At 40.1% G+C, this 14218-nt stretch carries 15 protein-coding genes; 1 reads left to right on the forward strand and 14 read right to left on the reverse strand.

From position 1 onward, the window contains the following. Positions 1 to 352: 352 nt before the first annotated feature. Entirely contained in the window at positions 353 to 973 is a 621-nt protein-coding gene (locus Q8G36_RS07225; RefSeq protein WP_305160106.1) for a YphA family membrane protein, read from the reverse strand. Between the two features lie 112 nt (positions 974 to 1085). Between Q8G36_RS07225 and Q8G36_RS07230 the strand changes: the two genes are divergently transcribed. Further along, the gene (locus tag Q8G36_RS07230; protein ID WP_069981702.1) at positions 1086 to 1217 is read left to right on the forward strand and encodes a YpzI family protein; all 132 of its coding nucleotides are present in this window, start codon (positions 1086 to 1088) and stop codon (positions 1215 to 1217) included. 67 nt (positions 1218 to 1284) lie between these two features. Here the strand turns inward: Q8G36_RS07230 and fni are convergent, their stop codons facing one another. The 13 genes from fni to Q8G36_RS07295 form a co-directional block, all read right to left on the reverse strand. Next, on the reverse strand, positions 1285 to 2331 hold the full coding sequence (gene fni / locus Q8G36_RS07235) for a type 2 isopentenyl-diphosphate Delta-isomerase (protein WP_305160107.1): 1047 nt from the start codon (positions 2329 to 2331) through the stop codon (positions 1285 to 1287). A gap of 19 nt (positions 2332 to 2350) precedes the next feature. Next, positions 2351 to 3490 (reverse strand): 30S ribosomal protein S1, encoded by a 1140-nt coding sequence (rpsA, locus tag Q8G36_RS07240; protein WP_305160108.1) that lies wholly within the window; start codon positions 3488 to 3490, stop codon positions 2351 to 2353. A 214-nt stretch (positions 3491 to 3704) separates the two neighbouring features. Beyond that, positions 3705 to 4286, reverse strand: coding sequence for a lysophospholipid acyltransferase family protein (locus Q8G36_RS07245; RefSeq protein ID WP_305160109.1), 582 nt, complete (start codon positions 4284 to 4286; stop codon positions 3705 to 3707). 2 nt (positions 4287 to 4288) lie between these two features. Next, positions 4289 to 4963, reverse strand: coding sequence for a (d)CMP kinase (cmk, locus tag Q8G36_RS07250; RefSeq protein WP_305160110.1), 675 nt, complete (start codon positions 4961 to 4963; stop codon positions 4289 to 4291). 192 nt (positions 4964 to 5155) lie between these two features. Next, positions 5156 to 5341 (reverse strand): YpfB family protein, encoded by a 186-nt coding sequence (locus tag Q8G36_RS07255; RefSeq protein ID WP_305160111.1) that lies wholly within the window; start codon positions 5339 to 5341, stop codon positions 5156 to 5158. A gap of 462 nt (positions 5342 to 5803) precedes the next feature. Beyond that, on the reverse strand, positions 5804 to 7159 hold the full coding sequence (gene ypeB, locus Q8G36_RS07260) for a germination protein YpeB (RefSeq protein ID WP_305160112.1): 1356 nt from the start codon (positions 7157 to 7159) through the stop codon (positions 5804 to 5806). A 14-nt stretch (positions 7160 to 7173) separates the two neighbouring features. Then, a complete protein-coding gene (gene sleB / locus Q8G36_RS07265; RefSeq protein WP_305160148.1) occupies positions 7174 to 7980 on the reverse strand; it encodes a spore cortex-lytic enzyme in 807 nt (268 codons plus the stop codon). Between the two features lie 154 nt (positions 7981 to 8134). Then, on the reverse strand, positions 8135 to 8821 hold the full coding sequence (prsW, locus tag Q8G36_RS07270; RefSeq protein ID WP_095389678.1) for a glutamic-type intramembrane protease PrsW: 687 nt from the start codon (positions 8819 to 8821) through the stop codon (positions 8135 to 8137). 97 nt (positions 8822 to 8918) lie between these two features. Beyond that, a complete protein-coding gene (locus tag Q8G36_RS07275; RefSeq protein ID WP_305160113.1) occupies positions 8919 to 9884 on the reverse strand; it encodes an asparaginase in 966 nt (321 codons plus the stop codon). Between the two features lie 28 nt (positions 9885 to 9912). Beyond that, positions 9913 to 10881 (reverse strand): YpdA family putative bacillithiol disulfide reductase, encoded by a 969-nt coding sequence (locus Q8G36_RS07280; protein ID WP_305160114.1) that lies wholly within the window; start codon positions 10879 to 10881, stop codon positions 9913 to 9915. Between the two features lie 152 nt (positions 10882 to 11033). Beyond that, a complete protein-coding gene (locus Q8G36_RS07285) occupies positions 11034 to 12311 on the reverse strand; it encodes a Glu/Leu/Phe/Val family dehydrogenase (RefSeq protein WP_305160115.1) in 1278 nt (425 codons plus the stop codon). 269 nt (positions 12312 to 12580) lie between these two features. Continuing rightward, a complete protein-coding gene (locus Q8G36_RS07290) occupies positions 12581 to 13156 on the reverse strand; it encodes a genetic competence negative regulator (protein WP_305160116.1) in 576 nt (191 codons plus the stop codon). Between the two features lie 91 nt (positions 13157 to 13247). After that, positions 13248 to 14141: a MerR family transcriptional regulator gene (locus Q8G36_RS07295; protein ID WP_305160117.1), complete on the reverse strand. Its 894-nt coding sequence runs from the start codon at positions 14139 to 14141 to the stop codon at positions 13248 to 13250. Positions 14142 to 14218: the final 77 nt, after the last annotated feature.

Genomic DNA, 14218 nt, shown 5'->3' on the forward strand with positions numbered 1-14218 from the left:
AGTAAGAAAATCCACACTGATGTTCAGTTAATCTCATCAAATATTCACGGGCAGTTTGTCCACTTGACGTCCCGGTTCCTAAGGTGACGTGAAGCTGAACCCTCTGCATGCTCAAACTTGATTATAAACAGACCAAAAAAATGAAGAAAGCTTCGACATACGGCTTCCTTTTTAATTGTTTAGAGCATTTTACGATTTATCTACAGACCTCTAACTATCCTATAGTAACAAATTTCTCGCCAATCAACAATGATTGTATGAATAAAAGCCTTCCAATTCCAATTGGTTCCATTTATAATTCTGCCTTTTGATGAAGCGGCTAATACCACATAACTATTTTTTACCATGCTCTTCATTGATTAAAATTCTCTTTTCCTTGTTTTGATAAAAATCTCGATTGGGATATTAAATAAATGTATTGGCCAACCAGTTCCAACATTCTCCACAGTATGTTTGCGCCCAATACCAGAACTGCATTATCATGCCATGCGTAAGCAAGGGCCACATAAGGTAAAGAGTGGTAAGCAAGTAATCCAGAATATATGATATCCCCCATCATCATCCCAATTAAAAGGACGAACAATCGATGTTTCCAATTTTTAAAAAGTAATAGGATAAGATAATTCAGGAAAATACACAAAAGATAAGAGGGTTTCATGATGAGCCATATCGGATCAAGCAAAGAAAAAAGTTGAAAACTGGCATAAGCGAGAGTGATGATAAGACTTCCGCTGATCAGTTCCATCATCTTGATGATTGATATCTTCCTAATATACACACACAGTATAAAGAAAAGATACGGACCACTCAAATGCACGGAAACCAAAGGAGCCTCCAGTTTATAGCCCGCTAATACCATAACGGCTAATAGATGAAAAAGAAAATCAAATCGAAAGGGAACCGTTTTCGGAATAAAATACATGACAATGACCCAAACTATCCATGAAATCCAATAAAATATAATCCCATCCATGCAGCGTCCCCCTTTTAGGAACATTATGGCTTGTTTATTCAAAGTATAAACCTAAAGCACGGCATTTAATGAGGAATACCTTCCCCCTATCATTTAAAAAGGAGGTGTGAACATGGGAAAAGATCGTCAAGAGAAGAAATTGAAAGAAAGTAAACGGGTGGAGTCCGACAGGGACCAATCACTGGATCATAAAGGGGCAACAAGAATGGAAAGCCCTGAAGAGGCACGAAAAAGGAATAGTTAAGTCTATCCCTGAACAAAAAAAAGCATCTCAATTCGTTTCATTTGAGATGCTTCCTTTTTGTGGTCATTCATTTAGCATACGCCGAACAATCAATGCCTCTTTGAGATAACCAATGATAGGTATTTCCTTTGATGACTAATTTCGATTTCCTTAGCTCTGAGATATTACCACATCCGAGTGCAGTCATGATGACCTTCAAATCTTCATGTATGTAATGTATTTCTTTAATCAACTGTTCCAAGCCCAACTCTTTATAGAGTTTGAGGAAATGTCCGGCCAATCCGACACCTTTCGCTCCTAATGCCAGGCTTTTTGTAATTTCCAAAGGGCTTTGAATGCCACCCGACCCAATGACTGAAAGCTGTGGTGAAACATTAATCGCTTCGACAATCGAAGCGGCTGTCGGTATGCCCCATTCATTAAAATATCCGAGTACTTTTGCTCGTCTTTCATTCTCGATTTTAGCAAAATTCGTTCCGCCAAACCCGCCTACATCAATGATTGAAACACCCACGGATTGTAATTGCTGCACCGTTTCCATACTCATCCCAAATCCAACCTCTTTTACGATGACAGGAATTCCGATCGATCTGTTGATTTTTTCTATTCTGGAAAGGGTACCCGCAAAATCCCTGTCCCCTTCAGGCATCGTCAATTCTTGGATGACGTTAATATGAATCTGAAGGGCATTGGCCCCGATCATTTCACTGGCCTGCTTAGCCTGTTCGACTGTTGCTTCACCACCGAGATTACCAATCAACACACCATCTGGATTTTCCTTCCTTACAACTTTAAAAGAAGCTTGCTGGCTAGAATCCTTGATGGCTGCCATTTGCGATCCTACCGCCATGGCGATTCCTGTTTCCCGTGCAACAATGGCTAGGTCACCATTCAATTTTTCGGTTTCAGGGCCTCCGCCTCCGGTCATGGCATTTATAAAAATTGGCGAACTTAATTCAAGTTCGCCAACTTCTGCTGTGAGGTTCACATTATTCAAGGAAATACCTGGTAAGCTTTGGTGAATAAACGAAATATCTTCTAGTCCGGTTTTATGCTGCTGTCCTGTCTTTAGAGCAAATTCTATATGATCTAATTTTCGTTGTTTTCTCTCCAAGGCCATCACCATTATTATCTTATTTTAGTTTTTTCAATTGATCACCGATCATTTCACCTAGCTGAAATCCCTTAGATTCTTCAGGGAGCTCATAATCTGATGTGTTGTAATTGGATTGAGGTTCCTCAAGTTCCTTAATGCTCAATGATAGACGTTGATCCGTTTCATTGACTTCCAGCACTTTCACTTCGACAGACTGGCCTTCTTTAAGTACTTCTTGCGGTGTGGCAATATGCTTGTGCGAAATCTGTGAAATATGGACAAGCCCTTCAACCCCTGGAAAAATCTCCACGAATGCACCGAAAGAAACAAGGCGTTTGACGGTACCTTCCAGTTTAGAGCCTTTGGCCGCTTTTTCTGCTATGCCTGCCCAAGGTCCCGGAAGGGTATCCTTAATGGAAAGTGAAATCCTTTCATTATCACGATCGATGGATAGTACTTTCACCTGCACCTTATCCCCTTCGGAAACGACATCGGATGCCTTGTCGACATGCTGATGGGAAAGCTGGGAAATGTGGACAAGGCCGTCTACGCCTCCAATATCCACGAATGCACCAAAATCGGTAATCCTTTGGACCACGCCCTCAAGCACTTGCCCGCTTTCAATCTTATCCAAAACGTTTGCTTTTTGCTTTTCCTTTTGGTCTTGGACCACTGCCCGATGTGAGAGGATTAAGCGATTCTTGTCTTTCTCAAGCTCAACGATCTTGAATGTTAAGGTTTTGTTTTTGTAATCAGAAAAGTCTTCAACGAAATAGTCTTCTACTAGAGAAGCTGGAACAAAACCACGTACGCCTAGATCTACAACAAGCCCGCCTTTGACGACATCTTTAACTTCAGCCTCAAATACGTCTCCATTTTCAAATTTCAATTCCAGGTCATCCCATGCTTTAAGAGCGTCAATTTTACGTTTTGATAGAATGAGAGCTTCTTCTTCGACTTTAATGACTTCCAGCTCCAATGCATCACCTTCCGAAACGGCATCTGATGCCTTTTCGACATGCAGGCTTGAAAGCTCACTGATGGGTATGATTCCATCAGTCTTGCTGTTTTCCACATCGACAATGACCTGTTTTTCTTCTACCTTTGAAACGGTTGCTTTAACTTGATCCCCAACTTTGTAATTGTTCACTTCTACCTGGTTCATATCTTCTGTCATTACTAACTCCTCCTTAACCCATGACTGATCTGCAAACTTCCTCTTCATCGGCCACATATTTTATTTAAAGTGGTTCAATAAAAACACTTTCCTAATAAAGATAAAAACAGTTTTTTTAGAGTAATAAAGTTATATTCCTTTTCATCCGCAATAAGGAACAATACCCTTATTTTATAAATTCTAACAAAATCAGAAAATTGTCAAGTATTAAGGACTATTTATGCTCGGAAATCAATTTCCCAATTTGGTCCATGATGATTTTTGTAGCATCATCGGCTGATATTTTCTGTTCACGATATTCGGTAAAATTTATTGGAGGACCGTAAACGACCTTCAACGGACGCAAAAATTTATATGGGCCGATGATTGCACACGGTATGATAACGGCATCAGACCGCAACGCAAAAAATCCAGCACCCGCCAAACCTTCTCCCAGTTCACCAGTCTTGCTTCTGGTTCCCTCGGGAAACAGACCAATCGCCTTGCCCTCCTTCAAAAGCTTTAAACCTTTTCTAAGGGATTCCCGATCGCTATTGCCCCGCTTTACGGGAAATGCATTTACTTTGGGTAATATACCCTTTAAAACAGGTGCTTGAAACAACTCTTCTTTCGCCATGAAATGAATATCCCTTGGAGATGTCATGCCAACTACAGGCGGATCAAAATTATCAATGTGATTGGCACAGATCAATACTCCGCCCTCTTTAGGGATATGTTCCTTTCCGGACGTCTTAACCCTATACGCAGGCGTTAAAACGCCTTTTACGACGTTTTTGGCAAATGTGTAAAAATCCAATTTTATCTTTTCCTCTCTTCTATTAAAGACATGATACTTTCTGCAACTTCCTGAATCGATAAAGAAGTCGTATCAATTTCGATAGCATCTGCCGCCTTTTTCAGGGGAGATACCTCGCGTTCGGAGTCCAGCTTGTCCCTTGTTGCGATTTCTTCCCTTAATTTTTCGATATCTGATGGAAAACCTTTCAATATATTTTCCTGATGCCTCCGCTGTGCCCTTTCATCCACAGAAGCGATTAGAAATACCTTCACTTCGGCCTTTGGTAAAACATGCGTACCGATGTCCCTGCCATCCATGACGACACCGCCATTTTCACCAAAGATTTGCTGCCTGCGAACCAATTCTTCCCGGATGCTCCGGTGCTTTGCCACTTCCGAAACGGAACCAGTCACTTCATTGTTCCTGATTTGGGCTGTTACGTCCTCATTATCCAAGAACACCAACTGTCCATTTTCACTTGGTCTTAATTCGATTTCCGTATCGATGAGAACTTCTGATAACGCTTGTTCATCATCCAGGCGAATCTTTTGATTAAGGGCCTTATAGGTAAGGGCCCTGTACATTGCACCTGTATCCACATATATGTAATTGAACTTTTCTGCAACAATTTTAGCAACCGTGCTTTTTCCAGCAGCTGCTGGTCCATCGATTGCAACTGATAATTTTTTTTCCATAAATCCTCCCAAGAATCCTACAATCATGCTGATTATTTAATACCCTTTCATTTTATCACAACTAGCGGGAAAATCATTAATAAAAGGGATGTGTACATTCAAAATCACCTTAGTTCTTTTTTTTGATCACTACAGCCATCAGAAGTTAACCTTTATTGAAAATCTTCATACAAAAAAAGCGGATCACCGCTTTTACTTTTGGGTCCCATTGAATGTTTCAATGATTTTCGTATAATTATTGCTGGTGACACCTTCATACCTCGAGAGCTTGGTCAAATCAAAGATTTGATCCTCTCTGCTCAAAAGGAACTGGAAAAAAAATAAGCAGGCCAATTGGATGATGATCACTTTAATTAATAGTCTTTCAAAAGTTTTCACAAGCCGTACCCTCCATCCGTTTATATTAGCAGTATGGATGGAATCGCTGTTTTTCATTCAATCATGTTAAACATACAAGCCTTTTTTCTTTAAATCCACCTGCTTTTCAAATATAAACATCATTAATGTCTGTACATCATTTTTTGTGGGTTCAAGAAATTGGACGTGCAGCAGCATTTTCCATGCTCTTTCTCCGTTACGCGAATGACTTTGCTTTTTAACCTGATTTTAGCGTAAGCGCCATTCACAGGTATAATTGCGAAACCGATTGAATATAAGTGCCTCTTAAAAAGCCTTATGGAAGCTCCGCCTGCACTGAAAGGAAGGAAAATGAATAATATCACCCATGCATTTCCCTATATAATCCAATATTCTTTTAAGTTGTTATGTCATGGAATAAGAAAAAGGGAAAGTGACTAAGCACATTTCCCTGCAACCGATAATTTATGATAACAGTTTAAATTAAATTAAATTCTCATATATCGGTTCCGAATTCTTTAATTTTTCCACTTTTTCTTCTTGACCGGTATCTGCATTAATGAAAATACGGTAGGTATCATCTTTAATCGTACCGAGAAATTCATAACAAAGAACTTCTTCACCAATATCATTGGTGATTAACGCCTTTCCTTCTTCCATTATTTTTACATTACTATTAATTTTGCCCTTAGCTTCTTTCTCGGATATGTTCGCATTCCCTATTTCCCTGGTTTTATGTGATTTTAAATACTCATCGGCTGAAAACCCTATAACGGATCCATCATCCAAAGCGATTTTGACCTTGACTGAATCTGGATAAATCTTGACACCATTTTCTGATGTCACGAAATTCAATAATGCGATATTATCGTATTGAGCACTTTCAAATAATTCAAGTGAACTGAAATCATGTTCCTTTAAAAAATCTTCGGCTTTTGTATAGGCTTGATTCAAATCAATATTTGTTTTATTCACGTCCCTATTATTGATGTACCAAATAGGGTAACCGCCTTTTTTTGTCAAATCCATATTCAATTCGGTATCGGAATCTTTATCGAGGATGCTCACACTATAAAATCCATAATCGGAACCCTTTCCGTTTTCTTCCACATTCACCTTCAAATTTTTGCTTTTTGAGTGTGCATAATTTTTTGCCGTCGAAATTGCTTCTTCTTTTGTAATGGTTTCACCTTGCAAATTTTTGAAGTTTTCATCCCTCTGTTGTGCAGAAGTAAAGGTCGGATTCATCTCATTCGTTTCCCCGTACCCAGATACTTTTTTCTCTACCGTCTTTAATCCGTCGATGATCGTGTTATCTGAATTTTCTTTCCCTGATGCAAGAGCCATTTCGACATCCATCCATCTTAAATTGTTTTTAAGGACTAGATACTGGACTTTTCTTAACTCGCCCTGGATGTCCCCTGCCTGTGTGTACAAGGATTGCAGAGTCGCATATTCCTTATCATTCAATGGTTCTTTTTCAAGGTCACGTACCGCTGTTTTATAACTGAAGTCCGCAATTTTTGATAAAAATTCCTCTGTCTTATTAAAAGGAAGCAAGGTCAATGGCAACTGCCCGACATCACTTTGGGCTTCTGAAGTGATACGCCAAACATCTGTTAAAGCTGGACTTAATGAATAACGTGAATTCATAGCCAAAGTACTGCCGACCTTATCGTGCAATAAATCCACTTGATAGCTTAAATCATGAAAGGCTCGCTGATACGTATTTTCCGCGTTGATTAATACAGCATTTTTTTCCTTATGTTCTTGATAGCCCCAGAATGCAGTTCCCGCAACAACTACAACAAGCAGGGCAATCACTATATTCCTGATCATTTTCCTTCACCTCTTTACTTACAAAAGATATGTTTTCCGATTCTTTTAATTTGTTCCCTTGACCAGATCCATTTGCTTGTTGCCGTATCGGGATTAAAGTAATATTCTGCATTTCCGCTTGGATCCCACCCATTGATAGCATCCACCACGGCTTCTTTTGCCCGTTCGTTCGGTGTCAGCCAAATCTGTCCATCCGCAACAGCCGTAAAGGCCCCAGGTTCAAAAATCACTCCCGAAATGGTATTCGGAAAAGCAGCACTTTCCACCCTATTCAGTATTACTGCTGCAACGGCAACCTGACCTGTATATGGCTCCCCTCGTGCCTCTCCATAAACGGCATTGGCCATCAGCTGTATATCGTTTTGAGAATATCCTCCTGGAAGATTGGCTGATGTCGTTGTTTTGGAAGGGGCATTTCCGGAAGCGGCCCCTCCAGACGCAGATCCATTTCGTTTCGCTTTTACCTGTTTTTCAATGGGGACTCCCCCATAATAGGTGAACTCGTTCCCTTTATTAAGCTGTTCGTGAACAAATTGTTTATTGAAATTTGAGGCATTCGCCAACTTCTGTTTTGTTGTAGTCCCTGCCAAACCATCGATTGGAAGTCCGAAATCTTGTTGAAAGTTTCGAAGTGCCCAATAAGTGCCCCATCCATAGGCTCCATCGATCTTTCCATTATAATAACCGATGTTTTGTAGGCGTGCCTGCAGTTCAATTACATCATCACCAACCGCACCTTTTTGGATGACTTGGCTTGAAAAGGCATTTGTTCTTGTTTCCGGGTAAATTCCGAAACAAATAGTTATACACGAAAACAGCAAAAGCCATTTCCATTTTGACGAAATTCCTTTCACCAAAAACACTCCTCTTTTTCTTGAATTAATGTAATTCTATTTTCTTCTTTACTGGCTTTTTTATTCCAAACATGAAAAAAACGGAGCGGGCAAAATATGCCAGCACTCCGTTTTGATAGTATCATTTGCTAAGGTAATGATTTTGAGAAAGTTTTTCTGCGTGAAAGTCAGACAACAAACGTGCTTTTTTTACTTTTTTCATGCCTAACCACCATAGATAAATCATGAATGGCATAATAAAGTACACCCAAAATTTTTGGGAAACTAAAATATAATCGTAAACCCCATGTAACGAAATTGGTATGATCAATGCCAATAATAAATAGACCCTATTATTCGAAGCCGAAAATTTCGCCTTGCCCAAATAATATCCCATGATAACACCGAACAAAGCGTGACTGGATACAGGGAGAACGGCCCTGAGAAAAGCGTGTTCCACCCCGTTGGCCAGCAGGTACAAAATATTCTCCATTGTAGCGAATCCAAGGGAGACTGCAGCTCCGTAAACAATCCCATCATAGGGCTCATCGAATGCCACATGCTGATAAATAACATAAATGAGTATGAACCACTTGAAGAATTCCTCAAGCAGTGCAGCCCATAAAAAAGCATTTGCTAAATCAGTATTCAAGATATGTTCGGTTTCGAGTACATACTGTATGAACATAATCGGCAATACAAGAAATACACCGAATAAAAATGTTTTGACCACAACCGATATCGGTTCGGTTTCATATTGATCTTTCAAATAGAAATAGCTTAGTAGCGCCAATCCTGGCGCAATAGCCGCTGACAACATGACCAGCATTAGCTGACCCTCTTTTCATCTTCTTTTCCTTAATCGTACCATGGAATGAAGAAAAACTGAATCCAAGAATCAAGTCTTCCAAATTTTATTTAACCCTTCAGTACTTAAAGAAGGTCTCATCTATAGGATTTTCGCTTGCCAGCATGACAGCTAACTTAATTCGAGCCTTCTTGCTGTCATAATCAGCGCCTAATATCACACCGCGTTGTTTTAAATCAAATGCGCTGCCTTCATAATCATAAGCTGGGTAAACTTTTCCTTCTTCTGCACTTGTAGTCATGATGATCGTTATGCCTTTATCGATTGCAGCTTGTATGGAAGTTACCATTACAGGGGTAACTTGTCCCCTTCCTACACCCTCGAGCACGATGCCTTGCGCACCGTTTGCAACCGCAGCATCAATAAAGAGGCCATCAGCACCCGTATGGCACTTGATGATATCCACCCTAGGGATGCGATTCTGAATTTCATAACACTCCCTATGTAAAGGTTTTTGATAGATGCTGACGACATCATTATCAATGATCCCCAAATATCCATAGCCAAAAGATTCGAATCCCTGCAAATTGGAAGCATGCACTTTTTTGACATACTTTGCTGAATAGATCCGCTCATTAAAAACGACCACTACGCCAACATCCCTAATAAGATCACTCGCAGCGCATAATATCGAATTCCTTAGATTGGAATATACATCAGTGCCCACCTCTTGAGGAGACCGTTGGGAGCCTGTTAATACGATTGGACGTTGATCTTTACTCGTGACATCAAGGAAATATGCCGTTTCTTCAAGGGTATCTGTACCGTGGGTCACGACGATTCCCGTAACTTCAGGATCCTCCAATTCCTTTTGAATGGCTGATTTAAGCTGTTGCATTTTCTCAAAGGACATGGACATGCTTGAAATCTGGAAAAGATCAACCACTTTAACCTCGATATCGCTGGGCAATTCGCAAAGTGATGCCAACTCATGGCCAGTTAATGCACCAGAGGCCAACATACCATTCGCAGTTTGTTTACTGGCAATAGTCCCACCAGTCGTTATTAATGATATTTTTTCCATACGGTCATAGCTCCTTAATTGTATTTATTCACTTTTCTTTAACAGCCAAATGATAGGCAATCAATCCACCATGAAACCTGCCATTCTCGATGAAAATTTCGTTCGCGTTATTTCCGGCTGCCAGAACTCCTGCAATATATAGACCTTTAACGTTCGTCTCCATCGTTTCCTCGTTATATGCGGGCCTTCCAGTGTCCTTATCAATAGTAATGCCCATTGAAGCTAAAAAGGAATGGTCAGGATGGTAACCAGTCATTGCAAATACAAAATCATTTTTAATGACTTTTTCCTCCTCACCTACATGATAGATGACGCTGTCTTCCGTTATCCTGGCAACATTCGCATTAAATTCCATCTTGATCGTTCCATTGCGGACTAATGATTCAAATTCCGGAAGAATCCAAGGTTTGATACTTGAAGAGTAATCCGATCCTCTATAAAGGACTGAAACCCTCGCTCCTGATTTCACCAATTCCAGAGCTGCATCCACACTTGAGTTTTTGCCACCAATGACTGCAACATCACAATTAAAGTAGGGATGGCCCTCCTTGAAGTAATGAAACACTTTAGGTAACTGTTCACCAGGAATGCACATATAGTTAGGATGATCATAATATCCGGTCGATATGATCACATGTAGAGCTGTATAGTCACCTTTCGATGTCTTGACTAAAAACTTCCCATCTTCACGCTTTTCCACTTTTTCCACTTTTTCGAATTTATTGACCCGCAATTCTTTCCTTCTGACTACCTCCCTATAATAGGCTAGCGCCTGATTGCGGACCGGTTTACGGTTTTCGATTATAAAAGCGATATCACCAATTTCCAGTTTTTCACTCGAACTGAAAAATGTTTGATGTGTCGGATAACGGTAAATGGAATCAACCACATTGCCTTTTTCAATGATCAGGGACTGTATTCCCACTTCTTTAAGAGCGATTGCAGCAGCCAATCCACAAGGGCCCCCACCTATGATAATGACTTCTTCAACATTCATTTATATTCCACTGCCTTTCCATGCACTATGTAATTCGTTCGTCTAAAAAATAAAAACTCCTATCAATACATGATAGGAGTTTTTACAAATCATTTCAATGATAAAGCAATGAACATGATTTTAACGATAAATTTATACATGATTTGGATCTTTTAGATCCAACCACGGAAGCGAGAAGCTTCAGCCATTTTTCTTACGCCAATCATATAAGCCGCTAGACGCATATCGACACGTCTTGATTGTGCAAGTTCATAAATGTTATTAAAAGATTTCACAAGGATTTTTTCCAGCTTTTCGTCCACTTCTTCTTCAGACCAGTAATATCCTTGATTATTTTGTACCCATTCGAAGTAAGAAACCGTTACACCACCAGCAGAAGCAAGGACATCAGGAACAAGAAGGATTCCGCGATCCGTTAGGATTTGTGTCGCTTCAATTGTTGTAGGTCCGTTAGCTGCCTCGACAACGATCGATGCTTTGATATCAGCAGCATTTTCTTCTGTGATTTGGTTTTCAATTGCAGCCGGAACTAAAATATCACATTCCAATTCAAGCAGTTCTTTATTAGAAATTGTGCTTTTAAACAATTTCGTTACGGTTCCGAAACTATCTCTCCGATCGAGAAGATAATCGATATCCAATCCTTCAGGATCATGAAGTGCACCATATGCATCCGAAATCCCAATAACTTTAGCACCTGCATCATGCATGAATTTAGCTAAGAAACTACCTGCGTTACCAAAACCTTGAATGACGACCCGTGCCCCTTTAATATCGATGCCGCGTTTCTTGGCAGCTTCATTGATACAGATCGTTACACCCTTAGCAGTGGCTGATTCACGGCCATGAGAACCACCAAGCACTAGCGGTTTACCCGTAATGAATCCTGGCGAGTTGAATTCATCCATACGGCTGTATTCATCCATCATCCATGCCATTATTTGAGAGTTTGTAAATACATCAGGTGCCGGGATATCTTTAGTCGGCCCCACGATTTGGCTGATAGCACGCACGTAGCCCCGGCTCAGCCTTTCAAGCTCACGGAATGACATATTACGAGGATCACAAACGATACCGCCTTTACCCCCGCCGTATGGCAAATCTACGATGCCGCATTTCAAACTCATCCAAATGGATAATGCCTTCACTTCACGTTCCGTTACATCAGGGTGAAAACGGATACCACCTTTTGTAGGCCCAACAGCATCGTTATGCTGTGCACGGTAACCCGTGAAAATTTTAACCGAGCCATCATCCATGCGGACCGGTATCTTCACCGTTAATAAACGCAAAGGTTCCTTCAACAGCTCAAAAACTTCTTCCGGGTAACCCAGCTTATCCAAAGCTTTATGTATTACAGTTTGGGTAGACCTCAGTACGTCGTGTTTTTCTTCTTCATTTACATGGCTATTGCCTTTTGCCGATTCCATTAAAAGTACCTCCTAGAAAATCTCATCCATATATAAAATTATAATGTACAAATAGTCCTCTTCATGTGCTAGTATACACCTTCGTTACATTTATGCAAGAGTAAAAATGGGAATTTAAAAGTTGGAAATATTCTAAAAATGAAAACGTTATCATATCAACGGTTTTCTTACTCTTTTATCGTATATCTTCTTCGGCCGAAAGTTGAGACAAATAAGGCAAACCGCATTGTTTTACCATAATGTGGCTGCCTTGTCTCATTCGTTTTACATCAGCTAAAGTGTGTGAGCAAAACATGTATCGCTTCATTTTCGATTATACATGTTCCATATTCATTGATGCGGCTGAGTGTCAATGTAGATGCATGGCCATACTCAGCCGCTAAAGATATGACCGTGTCATAGGTCGTGTCTTTAACATTTTCGATAAGTAAATAATATCTTCCCTCAAAATGATAAAGAGTACTCTTAAGCAAACCTTGAAAAGATAATCTAAGAGATAATTGGACGATATCTTCAAAGTCATTGAAAACATACAGAATATGGGGGAAGTCATCAATTTTCACTTGTAAATCCAAGAATTCCTCTTCGTCAGTCAATAATTCCTCTTCGTCCTTTGTCACAATGATTATCAACCCTTGAGCAGGCAAGGAGAAAATTTCGATTGCAATGGAACCACTCATTTTAAAGCTGAGTTCTTCGCACGCTTCTTCGACCATATCCTGAAATAGCTTGTGGACCTTTAAGGAATTCCCTAAAATATCTTCTTTTGTTATACCTCTATCAATTAAATCATCAAGGGTCAAAAAAATCTTGATTTTATTATTAGTTAATCGCTCCAGCTTCATAAAAAAATGCCCCCTGGTTACCATCTTCATACATCATATGAAGCCTTGGTCGCAGGGTGCATATCCATTATTTAGCCTAAGCCGCCGGCCGCTAATCTTTCAGCCATTCCTCCCATTTAGATTGCGTGTCCCCCATTAAAACTCCGCTGAAGGCCGTACTGTTTTCTTCGGAAATAAGGCTCAGAGCCGCACCGCCAAGACCCACCTTCAAATCCGGGAAATCCTTTATTAACGCTTCAACCAGCCTAAATGTTCCATCAAGATTCTCTTTCAGTGAACATGACATGAATAGGTAAGAGGGCTTTATGATGTCTAAAACGGTGAAAAGGTCCTTATCAGCAATAGATTCACCTAAATAAATGGTTTCATACCCTTTCCGCTTTAAAAAAATGGTAAAGACCAATAGTCCAAATTCATGTTTTTCACCGGGAGCACAAACGGTAATGGCTTTCGGAAGAAAACCATTAGTCGGAATCGTATGCATAACTGAACTGATCCTGGATTTTAGGATGTTCGACGCAAAGTGTTCATGAGCGGAAGTAATTTCCCCACTTTCCCACTTATCCCCAATCTGAACCAATATTGAACCGAGTACATCAACTATGGTTTGTTCGATTGTATACATACTGAATGCTTGGCTTATCAGCATATGGGCTTTATTTTCATTGAAATTCAATAGAGCTTCGATTAATTCATCCGATAACTTAAGCGCTTGTTCATCCTTACGGTTCGTTTCAGGAACTCCAGGCGTTAGAGTGCCAGTACTTTCGAGAAGTGAAACGGCTTGGCTTATTGTAAAACCCTGCTTTGTTTTATTAATGAGCCACTTTAGGATTTGCAGATGTTTTTCAGTATACAGCCGGTGCCCTGATTCATTCCTGACAGGTTCGATAAATTTATAGCGTCTTTCCCATGCCCTAAGGGTTCCCGACTGAATGTCTAGCAGTTTTGAAACTGCCTTTATATTATATTTACCTTCTTGCATGGTTTTACAAGGCCTCCAATAACTGTACGATCATTTGTTGAAATTATAGTGGATTTTTCAAGGTCTGTAAAATCCCG

The sequence above is a fragment of the Peribacillus frigoritolerans genome (assembly GCF_030676415.1).
Taxonomy (GTDB): domain Bacteria; phylum Bacillota; class Bacilli; order Bacillales; family DSM-1321; genus Peribacillus; species Peribacillus frigoritolerans_A.